This window comes from Congzhengia minquanensis (assembly GCF_014384785.1).
Lineage (GTDB): Bacteria > Bacillota > Clostridia > UBA1381 > UBA9506 > Congzhengia > Congzhengia minquanensis.
In genome coordinates, this window is record NZ_JACRSU010000001.1 from 759,598 (window position 1) to 777,027 (window position 17,430).

General features: G+C 51.9%; 18 protein-coding genes. 6 read left to right on the forward strand and 12 right to left on the reverse strand.

All coding sequences use genetic code 11. The features are described 5' to 3' along the window. The 9 genes from H8698_RS03635 to H8698_RS03675 all read right to left on the reverse strand — a co-directional run bounded on the left by H8698_RS03635 (position 1) and on the right by H8698_RS03675 (position 6,959). On the reverse strand, positions 1-501 hold the full coding sequence (locus H8698_RS03635) for a hypothetical protein (protein WP_249311201.1): 501 nt from the start codon (positions 499-501) through the stop codon (positions 1-3). Beyond that, on the reverse strand, positions 491-1,429 hold the full coding sequence (locus tag H8698_RS03640; protein ID WP_249311202.1) for an amidoligase family protein: 939 nt from the start codon (positions 1,427-1,429) through the stop codon (positions 491-493). Before H8698_RS03640 ends, H8698_RS03635 begins: the two co-directional genes overlap by 11 nt. A gap of 404 nt (positions 1,430-1,833) precedes the next feature. Further along, a complete protein-coding gene (locus tag H8698_RS03645; RefSeq protein WP_249311203.1) occupies positions 1,834-2,004 on the reverse strand; it encodes a hypothetical protein in 171 nt (56 codons plus the stop codon). 24 nt (positions 2,005-2,028) lie between these two features. After that, positions 2,029-3,051 carry a replication-relaxation family protein gene (locus tag H8698_RS03650; RefSeq protein WP_249311204.1) on the reverse strand — a complete coding sequence of 341 codons (1,023 nt, stop codon included), beginning with the start codon at positions 3,049-3,051 and terminating at the stop codon, positions 2,029-2,031. 15 nt (positions 3,052-3,066) lie between these two features. Continuing rightward, positions 3,067-5,208 carry a type IV secretory system conjugative DNA transfer family protein gene (locus H8698_RS03655; protein ID WP_249311205.1) on the reverse strand — a complete coding sequence of 714 codons (2,142 nt, stop codon included), beginning with the start codon at positions 5,206-5,208 and terminating at the stop codon, positions 3,067-3,069. After that, positions 5,198-5,428: a hypothetical protein gene (locus H8698_RS03660; RefSeq protein WP_249311206.1), complete on the reverse strand. Its 231-nt coding sequence runs from the start codon at positions 5,426-5,428 to the stop codon at positions 5,198-5,200. Before H8698_RS03660 ends, H8698_RS03655 begins: the two co-directional genes overlap by 11 nt. Before the next feature lie 3 nt (positions 5,429-5,431). Then, complete coding sequence (locus H8698_RS03665; protein ID WP_249311207.1) at positions 5,432-6,118, reverse strand: MT-A70 family methyltransferase; 687 nt, start codon at positions 6,116-6,118, stop codon at positions 5,432-5,434. 149 nt (positions 6,119-6,267) lie between these two features. Next, positions 6,268-6,648, reverse strand: coding sequence for a hypothetical protein (locus tag H8698_RS03670; protein WP_249311208.1), 381 nt, complete (start codon positions 6,646-6,648; stop codon positions 6,268-6,270). Further along, a complete protein-coding gene (locus tag H8698_RS03675; RefSeq protein ID WP_249311209.1) occupies positions 6,648-6,959 on the reverse strand; it encodes a hypothetical protein in 312 nt (103 codons plus the stop codon). The genes H8698_RS03670 and H8698_RS03675 overlap by 1 nt, the downstream gene beginning before the upstream one ends. A 517-nt stretch (positions 6,960-7,476) precedes the next feature. Here H8698_RS03675 and H8698_RS03680 point away from each other — a divergent pair. Continuing rightward, positions 7,477-9,234 carry a tetratricopeptide repeat protein gene (locus tag H8698_RS03680; RefSeq protein ID WP_249311210.1) on the forward strand — a complete coding sequence of 586 codons (1,758 nt, stop codon included), beginning with the start codon at positions 7,477-7,479 and terminating at the stop codon, positions 9,232-9,234. 49 nt (positions 9,235-9,283) lie between these two features. Here H8698_RS03680 and H8698_RS03685 read toward each other — a convergent pair whose 3' ends face one another. Next, complete coding sequence (locus H8698_RS03685) at positions 9,284-9,847, reverse strand: hypothetical protein (RefSeq protein WP_249311211.1); 564 nt, start codon at positions 9,845-9,847, stop codon at positions 9,284-9,286. Between the two features lie 181 nt (positions 9,848-10,028). Continuing rightward, the gene (locus H8698_RS03690; RefSeq protein ID WP_249311212.1) at positions 10,029-10,637 is read right to left on the reverse strand and encodes an HTH domain-containing protein; all 609 of its coding nucleotides are present in this window, start codon (positions 10,635-10,637) and stop codon (positions 10,029-10,031) included. Between the two features lie 284 nt (positions 10,638-10,921). Here H8698_RS03690 and H8698_RS03695 point away from each other — a divergent pair, with 284 nt between their 5' ends. Continuing rightward, entirely contained in the window at positions 10,922-13,411 is a 2,490-nt protein-coding gene (locus tag H8698_RS03695; RefSeq protein ID WP_249311213.1) for an InlB B-repeat-containing protein, read from the forward strand. 11 nt (positions 13,412-13,422) lie between these two features. Here H8698_RS03695 and H8698_RS03700 read toward each other — a convergent pair whose 3' ends face one another. After that, positions 13,423-13,995 (reverse strand): tyrosine-type recombinase/integrase, encoded by a 573-nt coding sequence (locus H8698_RS03700; RefSeq protein WP_249311214.1) that lies wholly within the window; start codon positions 13,993-13,995, stop codon positions 13,423-13,425. Positions 13,996-14,271: 276 nt separating this feature from the next. Between H8698_RS03700 and H8698_RS03705 the strand changes: the two genes are divergently transcribed. The 4 genes from H8698_RS03705 to H8698_RS03720 all read left to right on the forward strand — a co-directional run bounded on the left by H8698_RS03705 (position 14,272) and on the right by H8698_RS03720 (position 17,401). Continuing rightward, positions 14,272-14,841 carry a hypothetical protein gene (locus tag H8698_RS03705; protein WP_249311215.1) on the forward strand — a complete coding sequence of 190 codons (570 nt, stop codon included), beginning with the start codon at positions 14,272-14,274 and terminating at the stop codon, positions 14,839-14,841. Positions 14,842-15,104: 263 nt separating this feature from the next. Continuing rightward, entirely contained in the window at positions 15,105-15,398 is a 294-nt protein-coding gene (locus H8698_RS03710; protein ID WP_249311216.1) for a hypothetical protein, read from the forward strand. 17 nt (positions 15,399-15,415) lie between these two features. Further along, on the forward strand, positions 15,416-16,051 hold the full coding sequence (locus H8698_RS03715) for an RCC1 domain-containing protein (RefSeq protein ID WP_249311217.1): 636 nt from the start codon (positions 15,416-15,418) through the stop codon (positions 16,049-16,051). Between the two features lie 99 nt (positions 16,052-16,150). Then, positions 16,151-17,401 carry an S-layer homology domain-containing protein gene (locus tag H8698_RS03720; protein WP_249311218.1) on the forward strand — a complete coding sequence of 417 codons (1,251 nt, stop codon included), beginning with the start codon at positions 16,151-16,153 and terminating at the stop codon, positions 17,399-17,401. The last annotated feature ends 29 nt before the right edge of the window (positions 17,402-17,430 follow it).

Below are 17,430 nucleotides of genomic sequence, written 5' to 3' on the forward strand. Positions count from 1 at the left end.
CTAAAAACCTCCTCTTTTTGGATACTCATGGATGATCTTGCCGAACAGGGCGTATTGGATAATGGCATCCGATGCTTCGTAATCGATATCGCGGATGTCAATTTGGCCCCGTTCATTGCGATCTACATTCCCACCGGCAATCAGATATTGACGGAAACCGTTCAGCAGTTTCTGCAATGTCAACTCATGAACTGTGTTGGCGTTGTCCCGCAGAAGCAACGTCCCGTTCCGAGAAAGCTGTTCGCTGACCAGCTTGCCTGGGTACTGTCCCTGTGCTGTCGCCTCTTTGCACCAGCGGAGGATACCGCCGCAGAGCGCCTTGCTCATGATTTCGTCGATGTCCTCCCCGGATAGGGAGACAGGCAGTTCCACCGTGATCTCATGCCACACCGGTTGGTAATATACATATTCCAGATCGGCGTAAGCGCTGTCAGCGGGCAGGAGCAGGGAGAGCCTCAGCAGTAGATGCTTCAGCCTGCGCTTCCATTTTCTAAGCCTCATCGGGGCACCTCCTTCTGCTTCTGCAGTTCTCCTTGGAGCCGTAACGCCAGGCGGCGTTGCCGTCCAGGTGTTCATATAGGTGCTGGCGGCAGCTTTTGAACTCGTCGCCGGAGAGACCGATACGGACGAGATACACCCGCATGGCGAACTTCTCGTTCTCGGACTGTACCTTTCGGTAGCTGGCATACTTTTGTGTCAGCGCCTGATGATTCATTGCCAGAGCGAACACGATGTAGGCCCGCACCTTTCCGGCGTGGAGTGTGCTGTTGAAGCCTCGCAGTTCCACCGTGCGGTTGCCGTGGAAGAAGCTGTGCAGATTGAGAAAGTGGTAGCGGCTGTCGTGGTAATGCGTATCGCGGATTCCGCGATACTGGCTATACCAGACCTGCTCGATGGCCTCGAAGGTTTTGGGCTTGACCTCGTTCAACTTCTGCACCATATAGGCGTCCATCTTTTTGCAGTAACGCATCCGCTCCGCAGGAATCTGGAGAGCTTTGTAGAACAGGTCGTTGCGGGAAGCAACGAGGTTCACAAAGTTCCACAGGCTCCGGGGCGTATGGCTGCCGCCGTCCAGATGGACGTGGATGCCGCAGGAGTCGTTGGCAAAGCCTCCGGCCTTTTTGAGACGGCGGACAAGCCCTTGGAGTGCAGCGATGTCCTCACGGTAGGTAAGGACGGGGCTGACCAGCTCCACGCTGTAGCTGCCTCCGGCATTGACGATCCGGCTGCCCTGTTTCTTCTGGCAGTTGATGCTGCCATCGGACATGAACTTCCAGACACGCTGGTCCGGCGCGGTCACGGTATAAGTGCCGTAATAACCGCCAGCCCTGCACGGGGAACCGCCTAAGAACTCTGCGGCGACCTTGGCCGCCTGTTCCCGGGTGATGCCGGTGAACTCGATCTCGATCCCGAACTTGTTGCTGAACATTTTACATACTCGCCTCCTTCTGTTGGTGGGGTGGCGCGTATGCACGCTGGCTCTGCGATGCACGCAGAGATTTTGCGTACGTCGCGGCCACGCTGTTGTGGTTTTCCTTGCTTGTTAAGGTGCTGCCGGGAACCTCCCGGCGAGAGTGCGGCGGATGCCGCTGATTGATTTTCCTCCTTCCTGTCGTTAGTGTTGATATCGTGGCACCCCATACGGGGCAGATTGGTTTGTTTTTCATTTTTCGCCGCATCCGGCGTGCGGGGGCTTGACACAGCCCGGCAGGATAACTGCCAGACGATGCCTGCGCAGTAACAGAACCCTCTGCTGTGCTTATTTTTTGTTTTTGATGATGTTTGTTTTTATGAATGGCGGCACAAGTCCTATCAGAGTGTCAACCGAGTTGCTCAGATATGGCAGTCCACGATGACCATGTACCAGTTGTTTTCAAGCGCCGGCTTCAGAAACCGTTCGTGATATTTCTGATCCCAGGAGCGTTTTACCTCTGCTGTTTCCGAGGATAGCCCAAACCAGCAAACTTTACCGGGCGCATACCATTTTCCATCCGGAGTAATCACTGCATACGCCAAGCCCTCGACCCATTAGCAGAGTTCCTTGGCGTCAATAAACTGGCGGAGCATTTTCTCCAGCTCGTCCGGGGTGATCACGAGGAACATTTTGGGATGCCCCTGCAGGTTCTCCCGGATACAGGCCTTTAAGTTTTCCTTGCGCTGGCTGTCCTTCACGATCCACACTACCAACGGGAACATCTCGGTGGCCTTCTGCTCCAAACCGGTGTAGTAATAGCGGAGATACCCATTGCATTTTTCCGACACCTGCGTCATAGACTCGCTGCCCAAATCCATCTCAATGAACCACCGATCCTCGTAGCCGTCATAACTCGTGACCGCAAAGAGGTCCGGCTTCAAGTAACAGGTGCGGTTGTCATCACGGTATTTGCGCCAGCAGGAGGGCTCCGTATCTACCAGCTCCAGCGAGAGGTCTTCGCTGTCCCGGCAGAGGCAGATCAGCTGAACCGCGCACTCGGCAATGGCGAGGGTATGGTGCAGGAACAGCGCGGACGGCTCGGAGAACCGCTTGCGGGGCTGTGCGCCGGGGTCGTGCAGGACGAGCAGCCGCTGTCCCGCCTCGGTGAGATGCCAGACCTGCACCGTGGAGCCACCGCCGTACCCTCCTACCCGGCGCTCCAGCGGACGGATCAGGCCGTGGCCGCCGAGCCGCTGAAGCAGAAGATTCTGTTGCCGGGTCTGCGAGGTTTTGGTGCTGCAATTCGTAATATACAGCCGCCCGATTTGGGTGGAGGTGAGGAAGCGATATTTGCGGATGGCCTGCAAAACGGCATGGTCACGGGCGGACAGCCGCGCCTCGATTCCCTCCAGTTGCTGGCGGGTCAGCTTGGTGTTCTTGGACTTGACGGGGCGGGCCGCCGCCGGGTGGGATGCTATCCCCTGTAAGGGGATAGAGCCGCCTCCTTTTGCCTCAGAAATCTCCGATGTTCCCGCCACTTTCTCGCCGCCGAACTCCGGGCGGAGGGATGGGCGATTGGATGGGCTGGAAACAGGGGTAGATAGTTGATTTTTGCTTGTTTTATGGTCTTCGTTCATGGTGTTCTCCATAGGTTAAGGTTTCTTCCTGCGCCCGATAGGGGCGTCTGTTACCGCCGGGTCCGGTTCCGGCTCGGGGCGGGTCATCAGGCGGATAAGGGCCGCCTCGGTCTCCTCGGCGGGAACACCGTAGCGCCTCATGCTCTCCGCTTTGATCTCCGCCGCCATCCGGATGGGCGGGGCGGGCGGCATGGTCTGCCCGCTGATCCAGCCGGTGTTTCTGCCGCCGGATTGGAAGCTGGTGTAGATTTGGTAGCGGGGTAAGGTCATAAAGTCCAGCGGGAGCAGCTCCGGGGCCTGTGCCGCCATATCCTTGGCGTCATCGCTGTTCAAACCGAAGATGATCTTGTTCCGGCAGTTGGCGTCGATCCCGGCCTTGATATCCGGCGGGAGTTGACCCCGGTACTGGTGCGCCACGGTGTAGGCTACGCCCAGCCCTCTGGCCTGTGCCAGCGCGTCTGAGAAAGAGGTAGGCAGAGACAGGTAGTCCTGCAGCTCGTCCACATAGACCGAGACCATATGCCGCTTCTCCGGCGCGACGTTGGCCCGTGAGAGCGCGAGCGTCCAGGTCAGGCCCACGATAAGGCTGCCGAGCAGTCGCGCCGACTCCGCCCCGATCAAGCCCCGGTTCAGGGGGACTAAAACGATCCGCCGCTTCAGAAACAAATCCGCCAGAGAAAACTTTGGTTCAGACTGGCCGAGGACGTTGCGGAGGCCCGGCCGGTAGGTGATCTGCCGCAGCTTGTTCAATACCGGCGCGATCTCCGTGCGGCGCTCGGTGTCCTTCATCGCGTCGTAGTGCCGCCAAAACGGCTCGAGAGCGATGGGGTCTTTTACATGGCTGACAATGTTTCGCCGGAAGCTCTCATCGGTGAGCAGTTGGGGCAGCCACAAGAGATTGGAGCCTTTGATGCGCGCCAGCGTCAGCAGCGCGCCGCCCAGCACATCGGCGGAGCGGATTCCCCAATTCTGGGCGAACAACTCCTGGAACACCGCGAGGATGGCGTCCGCCGTGAGGGATGGGTCTTTGTTGTACATCAGGGGGTTGAAGCCTACCGGGGCAGGATCGGAGGGGTCGATAACAACCACATCGTCTTTCCGCTCCTCCGGGATGCGCTCCAGCAGGTCTGTCACGAGGTCGGCCTTGGGGTCAAGGACGAGGACGCTGCGTCCGGCGCGGATGTCCGATAAAATCAAATGCTGCATGGCGGTGCTTTTGCCGCTGCCGGTAGGGCCGAGCAAGACGGTGTGCTCCAGGGCGTCTTTAGGGGCGATACTGAGCGGTCTCGGTTCGGTGTCCAGCGAAGTGGCAAAACACCGATTTTCTGACGCATACCTCGGCTCCCTGTACCACTTGGGCGGCAGGAGCAGCTTGGGGTGCAGCCCCGGCGTTCCCGGCAGCTCTTCTTCCCCAGCGGGGAGCAGCAGGAAACAGGCCAGTTCTTTTACGGACAATCTCAGCGGCATCCGCCACGGCAGAGAAGCGGTATCCAGATGCTCCGGTTGTTCCTTGTCCGTGTGGATATGTACCCCGGCGGACTCCAATGTGCGGAGTGCGGAGATAATGTTGTGCAGCCGGGTGCTGGCGTGGTCGCCGGAGATGCCGGTGCGGATAACAGCGTCATAGGTGTATTGCTCTGCCTTCTCGCGGATAGCCTTCCTCTGCTCCGGCGAGGCGTTGTGGACGCTGCCGAGCATCGCCTGGAGCCAGGTGGCGTTGGGGTCTGGCAGATTTTTAGGGGTGGTGCTGGGAGCAAAAGCTGCCCCCAGCACGATTTGGACTACACATTCCGCACCGGATTTCGCGCCCGTCATGGCGGCGAGGGCGGCTCGGATCATAGCGGCGGACACCTCGGTATTGAGGGAGAGCACCGGCTTGGAGATTTTCACCCTCCGCGCCTCCGTGACTGGCTCCCGCCGGACGCCCTCAGTGAACTGGACGTTGGCATGGGCCTTGAACACCTCTTGCACCCGGCCTACAGACCACTTGGGTGTCCCGACAAGATACCGCATCCGGCCAGCCTTGCACCGGGCCTCCCACACCACCGGCCCACGGGAAGTGAGCGCGGCGATGTGGGTGAGGATATCCCACAGCGTCTCCATCTCATAGGGACGCTGGAGGGAGACCTCCCGCCAGACGAACTCCTTAGTAGTCATCTCTGTCCCTCCGCCACTTCCAATTGCGATAGATAATGACGATGATGACGGCGGTTACTCCGATAACAATCAAGGGGACGCGGATGCAGATCAGGGTCTCGATGGCGACTTTGATGGCGAAGACGCAGATACAGAACACGATAACCCCGTCCACGAGTTTTCCGAACAGGCTGCGATCCGTGTCGCTCTTGTCCTTTTCGCCGCTGGATTTTTTGGACATACATCACACCTCCTCCTTGCGCTCATCTGGTTTGCCGACAGGCTGATCTGCGGCTTTATCGCTATGTTCAAACGAGTATTTGGGAACAGGGTAGCCGGGAATGAAAATGTCCGCGCCGCCCTCAGTCTCGTTACCCCAGCAGTACCACTTTCCACTACTGGCGGGGCGTTTGCGACAGAATACCTCAAGGTACGGTCCAGGCGAAGTGCGCTCTACGACACTGGTAAATTCTCTCGGTTTCTCAGAATGGGCCGTTGGATAGCCGATGAGCCAGTTGATCTGCGTCCGGCACTTTGGCGGCAATTTGCCCCGAACGGCGAACAGACATGTCTCGCTGGCGTTTCTCAGGTAGTTCCCAACGCCCAGCTTGGGCTTGATCCAGTGAAACATGGTGATATAGCGGAACCCCCAAGCTTTGATGACCTCCAGACCTTCATCAATATTGGAGTTGGTCACCCACAGGTAGAGGTGGGCGTTCTCATCCGCGAGGTCTGCCACCGGCATATTTTTGATACGATTCAGGGGCATCAGATCGTAATGGCCAAGTGCGCCGCCGTAACCGCCTGCCGAGCTTTGGTTCTTACACCACGGCGGATCGGCAACGATGCACCGGAACTTCGGAATCTCCGGGATATTTTCCGGCACCCGGCAAACCGCCGGGGCCGTTTTCTCAATCTTGTGTTTCTCCATATATTTGAAATCCTTTCAAAAACATTTTTTAATTGAGCGTTTCCACAGTTATACCATGAGGTTCAAAAATCCGAGCCGATGGAATTAAAAAGAATTGGACACTTTGTCCACTTCTTTTTGATTCAATATCGGAAATAGCCTGAAAACGATTAAAACCGGCCTTGACGCCAATCGTCACCGTTCTGCGTCCACTCCGCCCGCCGGTAGCAGGGGTCGCTTTGCGGGTTGCGCCGAGTGGTGGTGTCCGTGCGGTGGAGGCGGGCAATCTCGGCCATGCTCCGCTGTGCCTCCAGCGCCAGGAGATTGATCTGGAGGCTCTGCCGGGCGGCGCTCCGCAGAGCGGCCACCTTCGGGCTCTCTGGCTGCTGCACAATCTCGACAGGCTCTTTGACCGGCTCCGGCTTGACTTCGACAGCTTGTTCCTTCTTCTTGCGCATTTTCTCCTTCTCCTGATGTTTCTCAAAGGCAACGCCTATGAGGGCGAGGATAATTGCGATGGTAAAAAAGAGAATCACACGTCCGTCGCCCATTACTGCTCACCTCCCGTCCAGACGGCCTTCATCGCCAGACGCGAGTATGCCTGAACGATAAACCTGTAGTCCTCACGCCCGCTGGGAGCGATCTGGCTGAAGTACTCCTCGCTGGCCGCAAGGGCGGCGGTGTTGCTCATCACCTGCTGGGTGAGGGCGGTGTACAACTGATTCTGGAGAGCTGTGTGCTCCGCCAGTGCCAAGCTGCTCTCGGCCAGCCGGGAAACCTGTTGGTTCAGCGCCTCATCCTGATACACGGGGGCGGCATACGGGGTCGCATACGGGATGGTCTGCATTTGATAGTTGCTCATGATAAAAATCCTTTCTCCGTTTTAGCGGTGTAAAATGTGTTTTGAGGGACAAAAAAGACGGCAGGCGATATCCAAATCTATATGATCTGAATATCTGCACTGCCGTCTAGCGGTCTCGCAGGAGGTATTAACTACTAATAGTGCTGTTGCTTACGATCATTCCTCCATCCACGAAGAACTGAATGAGGGTGAGACATCCATGATGCTTAATGTATACACACCATACCTCATCATCTTCGTCGTAGATGGTCTCGCAGATGAGCTTGCCATCAAGGTTGCGAATTTGCTTTCTGTTTTCACTTTCCATCTCCATTGGTAAGTCCTTTCTGCCTCGCGAGGACTTGTGCTTTTTGAGCTCGCCTAGAGGGTAACACGAAAAAATCAGCCGGTCAATGGGGGTGAAAAAAGAAGAATGTTCCGGAAAGGAAAAGAACACCCCGGAAAGCATCTGAAATCCGAAAGCTGTTGAAAAAGAGGCAAAATCGCAGTATAATCTAGGGTAACAGGGGGTGAGAATATGCCGCTTTCAGTAGATCAAATAGCAGCGAAAGCAAACGATATAGCGACGTCAACACTTGTGCCGATGCGGCAGCAAAAGAATTATGCGGTTGCTCTCTTAGAACTTGTCAATAGAAGGATTTCTCCTGATGATGCAGCGGCTGTTTTTATCCATCTTACAATATCTGCTTTGGGACGCAAAGACAAATCGGATATTGTTCTCGCCTCCTGGGGACTAATCCGCGGATACGAGTCAAAGGATTTGATTGTAAAAGAGCGGAGACTAAAATATATAGAAGATTCGGGGTATAAAAGCTCAACCGATAATCTTGCAAAAGAAGAAATAAAATATTATAGGACAGTAGCACAATTTGCAATCAGATTAGCAGAAAACGAAAAAGATTGGCAGGCATTTGTGAAGGAGGCCGTGGACAAGTATTCTGGTGACAACCTTCCTGTGTTACATTTTTTAGAAGTGGAGTCAGATAGGGCTGCAAATATCACCAAGCGACCTGAGAATATTGAGGCAGAAAAATCTGCACAGAAAGCTGAATATACAAAAGGCCAGAATCAGAATATGCAAGAAGATGAATCGCCTCAAGAACCAGAGGGCCTATCACTCCTTAACGCTGACTCAGCTACTCCTGTTCCTAAACTTAAGCCTAAAAAACGCAAAAAAGAGAGCAAATTAGAAAGGGTTCAGAGACGGTGCGCAAAGAGCAAGCTGCGTGGGCCCTATACAAAAGGTGAAAAAATAGGTATTGCCTTGGGATTAATAGTTGTGCTCGTTTTTCTGATTATTTTTTCTATAGAAAGCCAAAAAACGATTGATTCAATTACGGCTGGATTTTTAAGTCAAAACGACGCTGTCCTTGATGTCGAAGATGATTTGTTGGTGCAATTTAGGCACGACATTATTTCGCAAGTACGAGAGGATACAGATATGACCAAGTTGGAGGAACAGGCAAATGCTGGAGATTTAGAAGCACGATACCTGTTGGGGTGTGCTTACTCCTCAAAATACCGTGACGATGAGGCCGAAAAGCAATTTCTTCTTGCTGCCGAAGGTGGATACGCTCCAGCGCAGGCTGCGTTGAGCTATCTGTACATATGTGGATATGTCGTCCCGAAGGATAAAACAGATGGATATGATTATGCAACAAAAGCTGCGGAACAAGGAAATGATACGGGACAGTATCTTTTGGGCCACTGTTATCAACATGGAATAGGAACAAATATTGATTATAAAGCTGCTGCCCAGTGGTATCAATTGGCAGCAGAACAGGATAACGTCCTGGGTAAAAGAGGTCTTGGCACCCTATATCTTGCTGGTGAAGGTGTCCCGCAAGATTACAAGGTGGCGGCTCTACTATTTGAGTCGGCATATACGGATGGTGACATTTTTTCGGCATATCTTATTGGACGTATGTATGAAAAAGGGATGTGGTTCGACAAAAATATAAAAACTGCACTTGAGTGGTATTTAAGAGCTGCCGAAGGTGGAGTTGCACATGCGTGGACTGTTCGAGGCTATTATTTCCATACGGGAGAGGGCGTTGATCAGGACTATGATGAAGCCTTCCGTTGCTATACAAATGCAGCTAAACAGGGGGATTCTGACGGGCAGGCTTTTTTAGGACTAATGTACCTAAATGGAACAGGGGTTGAGCAGAATTCCGAAGTTGGCCTTGATTGGATGTCAAAAAGCGCAGAGCAAGGCAATAAGGAGGCAATTCAATTTCTTGAAGAAATGCTGCAAAAATTGCCTATCGAATAAAAATCGCCTATATTATGAAAAAGGCCGCGATCACTCGCGACCTTTTTTGTCAGTCATACCGAAAACTTTTAAGATAGGTCTCCCCATCGTGCTTGCGGGTGAGCACCTCGTAGGCATATTCCTTGCCGTAGCGGGACTCGCGGATGGTGGCGATCCATTGCCCCTCCTCGGTGGCACCGTCTGACTCATCGTGCATCTCGATGTTATAGTGGTCAAGGACGCTAGTCCCCTGACGCCGAGCCTCGACGGTTAAGGCACCGACGAAGCTTTTGAGGTAAACTGACTGCCCCGAGTAGCGGAACATCGACGTACCTTTGAGCATTTCCGTCCCTTTAGTAGACATGAACCCGAGTTCCAGTTCTTTCTCGCAGATATCGACGCGGACGAGCTTCCAGTCCGAAGATTCTCCACGGCAGGCGGCCTCAAACGGCTGGGGCAGAACTCCGACAGGGTTATCTATCGTCTTCCCGTCCAGATGCTGATAGAGGATGCCGAATCTGAGCGGAGCGTGATTCATGTCCTCTTCGAAATAGACGTCCGTGTCATCGGAGGCATTCTGGAATCCGATGATCTGATATGTCTCGCATTTCGTTTCGGTAATAGTGTATTTCATATTTTATCCCCCTAAAATTAAGATTATTACGGTATCGCACGTCCTGACGAGCAGAACAGGCGAATTCCGCAATAATCTGGGGGGTAAAGATATCAAGGTGCTAATCGTTAGACTATATCTACCATTATAGCATATTTGTTAAAAAATGTCAATAACGCTATGCTTTTCTTGGGAATTACGACTATATTGACCTGCTCCGCGCTAAATCTTCGGTAGTGCGGAGCAGGCTGTCAACGCATCGGCCTCCCCGCCTAACATCGCAGTGCGTATCCTCGCCCCACCTGCGGATAATCCCGACACATTTATGGATATACGCCTCGACCCGCTCACTGCCCGCCTCCGGCGCTGGCAGACCAACAGGCAGCCATGTGATTTCCAGCCTTGGATACGCGACCTCCATAATTTTGTAGAGCAACTCCTGGTTGTTGCGGTCTGCACAGATTGGGCAGAAGATTTCCTTATGCCGGGTCATAAAGATGAGAATCGCATAAAAAATACGGCCATTGGGACTGGCCGTGGTGCGGGAGAGGAGCCGGAGCTGGTCATCCAGCCCGGATGAAAACTCCTCTACCAGCGCCTCCTCACTGTTGATGATTGCCTGGTTGATGTTGGAATGGTGGTTATAGATTGTTTGTCGGGACAGCCCCGCCGCTTTCGCCACCTGCCGCGCCGTGATCCGCCCGCGATGCCGTTTCAGCAGCTTCAGAATTGCGCTTTGCATCGCACGTTCGCTGTGTTCATACCGGCGGTTGTGCGGATTTTTGCGACTATGTTTTTCGATGCCCATCATATTTATAATAACACGGTGGGCGAAAAAAACATAAAAAGTCCGGAAAAATCCTTGCAAAATGCTTTTGTGTGGTATAATTAAAGTGCAATAATTAAATATTTACAAGTCAAGATATAACCGTTTTTTAGCGGATCGAACAATATGGAAATGGCACTATGAGGCGTCAAATACGTATTGTTCGGTTATATATCGACGTAAATATTTGATTATTGCACCCTCGTGGTGCCATTTTTGTTATGGTACCTCGGGCTAATAATAAGAGAGGTAATAAAGCAGAGGTAAAAATGAAGGCCATACAAACAGCAAATAATGGGGGAAATTCAAGGTTCAGCTTGAAGAATAATCATTATATTAAGCTACTAAGTAATATTAACAGAACGGGGTTATTCTCCGCATTTACATTTCTTTTGCTCGCTCTTACATGCCTTTTTCCAATAAGTAAGGGCGAGCAGAGCACAGAAGCCGTCACCGGCCACGCTCAAAGTTCATCTCTCACTTTGAGCGTGGCCGGTGACACCGCTTCTGTGGAACTAGACATGAATTCAACGGAGGGAACTTTTGCTTCCTCTTCGGCGGCTAACTCTGCTTCCTTCTCTGTCGTGACGAATAACTTCTCGGGTTACACGCTTTCTATCTCCGGTAGTGATAATGACGGAAAACTTTACGATACAACAAAACAATATTTCCTCGAGCCTTTAACTTCCGCAGTTTCCGAAGCAGATTTCTCTTCAACTTCGAGCCTAAATGGTAAATGGGGCTACAAACCAAGTAAGTTCAATTCTGCTGTAAATAGTAATTATCTCCCAGCCCCAACCACTACGGCCTCAACCTTAGATAAGACTAGCGTAGCAAATGCTACAGCAAACGACTACACTATCTCTCTCGGTCTTCGTGCAGATTATGGCACTGCAGCAAACACCTACACTAACGCCTTCGTGATCACTGCCGTCCCGAACCCAATCGCCTATGTTATCACCTATAATGCAAACACAACGGATACGGTTTCTAATATGCCTGCCGCACAAAATAGCACCACTTCGGCCACTTCTATCACGCTCTCCGACAAAACCCCGGCAAGAGAAGGTTATGATTTCAAAGGCTGGTGTACCGTTGCCCCGACAGAAGCAGCCCCGGATACTTGCACTGGTCTCACTTTCCAACCCGGAGCTGTCTACGGTATAGACCAGACCGTAGAGAATATTACTACGCTTTATGCGATGTGGGACATCTTGGTCTCTGGCTACATCCAAGATTATACCTACAGTCAATGCTCTACAGATGCGGTAAACCGCCCAGTACGACTTCTGGATAAACGAGACAACAAAACTTATACTGTCCGTTATATTAATGGCCTCTGTACCATGACCCAGAATCTCGCGGTAGATAAAGGGCAAGCGATGACCCCGGAAGACACCAATATTAATTCCAACTATACGATGACCTCAGCTGATTTAGAGGCTGGCGATAATTCCTATACCGTAGCAGAAATCCACGAAGGCGACGCTACCAATGGTAATTGGTATAACTATTGTGCTGCTACGGCTGGTGAAATTTGCCAAGATTCAACTACAATCGAAGCTACTCAGGATATTTGTCCTAAAGGTTGGCGTCTCCCAACTGGGCAGAACGGTGGGGAACAAACCCTCTTAACAAACGGTAAATGGCAGACCTACGACACGACTTACCAAGCACTCTTTAACCCTGTTGCCTCTGGTTTCTACAACAATGGTGCCCTCGGCACTTCCGGCTCTGAAGGGCGTTGGTGGTTGTCCACTGCACTTAGCAGTACTGATCGCTATGTTCTCGATTATACTGCTGGATGGGGTCTATACTCGGGCGATGGTTTTAGACGTAGTTTTGGTCTCTCAATACGTTGTGTGAAAGCGAAGCCGGGAGTAACGATTAGCTTCAACACTAATGGCGGCACTGGAACTATGGATATGCAAAAAATTGATGCGGGACAAAGTGCAAACCTTACGGCCAACACCTTCACTCGAACTGATTATATCTTTACTGGTTGGAACACTGAACCAGACGGCTCTGGCACTTCCTATGCCGACCAAGCCAGCTACTCCGCAGCATCCGAAGATAATAAAATCGTTGTCCTCTACGCCCAATGGAGAGATCCTAATCTACTAGATAATGAAACTAACATGCAAGATTTAACTACAGAGCACTGCACCGGAAGCGATAATGGATCAACGGCAATAGTAACGGACTCTCGTGATAGCAAAACTTACAAAATCGCTAAGATTAACGGCGTTTGCACGATGGTGGATAACCTAGATTTCCAAATCTCAACTGGTATGACTTTAAGCCCAGACACGACAAATGTTACGGCGAGTAGAACTCTAGGCACGGTAGGCTCACTTACTTCTGGCAACTCATATGATGAGATGCGAACTGCAAGAAACTCTAGCGTGACTGGCGCAGGCTTGCACTATAACTACGCTGCAGCAACCGCAGGCACTATTACTGGTTCTTCTAACTCCACGGAAGCTACCCAAGGCATTTGTCCTAAAGGATGGCGATTGCCAACCAATTCGGAACAATCAAAAATGACAAGTTACCAAACAGAGTTTGATCCTGTTGCGGCTGGCCTCTATAGCGGTGGCTCCCTCAGCAGTTCTAGCTCTTACGGTCTCTGGTGGTCTTCTACCGCAGGCAATGCCACCACCCGTTACATCCTTAGCTACAATACCAACAATGGTCTACGCTCAGGTAGCTACGGCACTCGCAACTACGGACGCTCAGTACGTTGTGTGCTTAAGTAGCCATCGCTACTTTACAGTAATTCCACCCCTAGATATGCTCGATCCAGATCATCCTGCGCCACACCGAGATACCGCTTTGTCACCGCGTAATTGCTATGATTATAGATATCCATAATCACCACTGGTGAGACCTTGCCGCTGTTCCAAGCGTGGTAGCCCCAAGTCTTTCTGAGGCTGTGGCAGGAGATGTGACCGGTTGCACCTACGGTGGTGGCGGCATCACGGATGATCCGCCAAGCCTGGGTGCGGGTGATCGGGTGGTCTGTATTGTTGCGGCTGGCGAAAATGTAGCTGCCCTTCCGGTGCGGGAGATATATGCGGAGAGCCTCTATCGCCTGTTCGTTTAAGGCAATTTCCTTGTGCTTGCCGGTTTTCTGCTCGGTGAGCGAGATATGGGTGCGGAACTGCTGTCGCTCTTCGCTATACACATCCTCCCAGCGGAGCTCCAGAAGATCACCGATGCGGAGTGCGGTATAGACGCCAAGAACAATAAGCGCATAGTTACGAAACTCTCCACGGCTGCGGAAATACTCCGCTAAGGCGCGGAGTTCTTGTTTGTTACGGATAGGTTCGGTTGTTGCCATAATATTTTAGGCTCCTTTCTCTATGATACCTCTATTATGAGGGCGATCATATAGAAGGAGCCTACGCAATTTTTTGAGGATATTGTTACTTATTATAGCATAGAGCCCCGGCTTTTTCAACCCGCTTGCCCCTATTTTTGCAGTGCTTTACAGCAAATTTCACAACCGCCGCCACCCATCCCGCGAGCGCCCCCAACAAATTGTTGCGGCGAATGTAACATAATCCTCAAAGTGTTACATTGGGGCAAAATACTTCTTTGTTGAGGGGGATTCGGCATGAAAAAGTTGGTTTCCATTTTACTTTCTGCGTGTCTATGCGTGACGGCTCTGACAGGGTGCGGAGCATCGGATAGATCTGCTGGGCCAGCGCCAGCAGAAGCTGTTTCCACTGAAACAGCGAGTAATAAAACTCCTACTGATGGTCACGAAAAAATACTTGGCATTGTCGCTGATGCAGTCCTGCCTTCAACGCAGGAAGAAGAGCGGGCGTTATGCGAATCCTGCGGCTTGAATTTTGAGGACTATACTACTTGGGTATGGGCGGAGTCTGATAAAGAATCGGCTGCTGGGGATGCAATAGGCTTAATTCTGGATCAAGATTGTACAACCGTCATTTTTGCGGTAAAGGGCTCGGAGCAGATTGCTGACCAGTTTTCGCTTGAACATCCCGATATCCAGGTTGTTATTGCGGACATGACGGAGTTTACAGATATATCGGAGGAGCCGAAAAAGCGGATATCGACTGGACGGAGGTTTCTTACACCAAAACCGACTCCGATGGCTATACATACGAAATCACCTTCAAACTCAGCCCGTGGATTTTGCTGTCCGACACTGATATTGTAACCTCTGCATGGGCGGAAGTCGGGGGAAATAACACAATCCCAGGTTTCAATGATTGGGGGCTCAGGCCGGAAAGCTCGGGGAATCAGTTTAGACAGGGAATTTCTGAAGGGGGTACCACCAATTATTTTGCTCACCATATGACTGATATGTACTATTGTGTCGGTACGGTGCGGATTACAAATATAACGGAGGGCTGGAGTATCAGTGCCAGCAGTCCGCGTTCCCTTCATTTCAGTCTGAGATGGGTAAGCGGTTTCGATAAAATGGATTATGCTGGTGTGTACTCCATAGGTAGAGTGTTTTATAGCAACGACACCGAGGATGAAAGTGATGGGCTTGGGCATAGTGCTAAAATGACAAGCGACCAATGGGGGCCAACTTCATTTATAATCATGGCGCCCGAAAACTTTACTCCTAACTCTCCAAACGGAGAGCATGCAGACGATATGCTCAACGGATATTTCCATTACTTTGCAAATGGGGAGATGTCTGAAGAGATTCATCTCGGAATGTTCGGCAAAGACGGAGCATACACCCCGCCGATTAGCGTGGAATAAAAAAGAGGAGGTTCAGCATGAAAAAGCGAATTATTTCTGTGTTGTTAGCATTATGCCTATGCGCTGCGTTGCTGCCGACTACGGCGCTGGCCACGGACTATGCAATCTACAGTAAAGAGCCTGTGGTTTTTCAAGTGAGCGGCGACGTTCTGGGGGCCTTGAAAAGTGACAGCTCCCTTTGGACATGGGGCAGAAATTCCAACGGAGCCGTAGGCAACGGGAAAGGGTTTGAGAATTATTACGATTTTCAACATACAAAGTGGATCGAAGCCTTTGTAGACACTCCGTATAAGGTGCTGGACAATGTAAAGACCTACGAGGGCGGTACATGGGCCATCAAAACGGACAATTCGCTCTGGGTCTGGGGGGAAACGGCGTTCCTTCTGGGGCTGAGCGATGACGCGCTTACCGCCGTGCCCCAAAAGTACATGGACAACATTCGCTCCTTCAACTATGGAATGTCGCTTGAAGCGTCTGATCAGCCCTATGCGGAGGAAACTCTGGCGGAGTACAATATGTATCTGGTAAAAACGGATGGAAGCCTTTGGACTTGGAGCAGAAACGGCTACAGCGAGACAGGGGACGGTACGACCCAGGAGCGGACAACACCGGTTAAAATTATGGACGGCGTGCGCTCTGTGAGATATGTGTAAGGGCGCGGGCCGGGGACTGCTCCCTATCCGGGGTATGGGCACGTTTTTGTTCTCAAAGAGGATGACAGCCTCTGGGGTTGGGGAGCGGATGCCGCCCGTATGTGTGATGCGAGAAATGGCATTTCTACGATAACGCCCGAAAAACACTTGGACAATGTAAAATGTATATGTGGCAACAAATACTCCGTGGCTGTCATTACGAAAGACGGAACTCTTTATATCTGGAACGAAGTCCCCACTGCAGTGGAAGGTTCAAATCACTATACCATAGGTATGAGCTCCAATCAGGGTTCCAGTGGGGCCGACCACTACTATGTCGATAACTTTTATCCTGTGGCGGAGAATGTCCGGGAAGTCCATATTCCCAGAGATCGGAAAATCGTCTATGTAACCAACTCCAATGAGGTTTATAACTGGGGCTTTAACCATGACGGATATCACGAAACGCCCACCAAACTCATGGATGGAGTGTCCACTGTGACAAGCAGTAGTGACATACTGTACTTGTGCAAGACCAACGGCGACCTGCTGCGGTATGACGGTCAAGTCTACGACCGGGACACGGGAACCATGAACGATTCTGCTCCGCGAAAGGTATTGGACGGTGTGGCCGGAGTTTATTACCACGCCAGTAATAGTTCCGTTGTTTTTGCGATAAAAACAGATGGAAGTCTTTGGGGATGTGAAGTTGAATCTAAAGATATTAGTCACGCGTTGATGGGGAAAGCGGGCAGCGGGTGGCCGCCCAGCGAAACCTTTGTTCACTTGATGGACGGCGTTAAATTGCCCTATACTGACCAGCCTGTCCAGCCGCCTGTTCCAACTGAGGCAACCGTTGAGCCGTTCACTGATGTGAAGGTCAGCGCTTACTATGCCGAACCCGTAAAGTGGGCGGTGGATCGCGGCGTGACCGTAGGCACGTCCGCCACCACGTTCTCACCGGACGCTACCTGTACCAACGCACAAATTCTGACCTTTATCTGGCGGGCTGCCGGATCTCCCACCCCCAGCCTTGCTAACCCATTTACAAATCTGTCTGGCAGCGAGTATTACGCCAAAGCCGCTGTGTGGGCATATTCCATGGGTATGGTTTCCAGTAACGCTTTTGATGCCAGCAAAGCCTGTACCCGTGCCATGACGATGGAATACCTGTGGAAACAGGCAGGAAGCCCCGCCGTGGCTGCCAGCGGGAAATTTACCGATGTACCCTCCAGCGCGGCCTATGTCACGGCGGTAGCTTGGGCTGTAGACAACGGCATCACTGTGGGAACCTCCAGCACGACTTTCTCCCCAGACAGCATTTGCACCCGTGGGCAGATTATGACGTTCCTATACCGGGCAGAGAATTAATCATGAAGATAAAGTGGAACCGCGCAGGC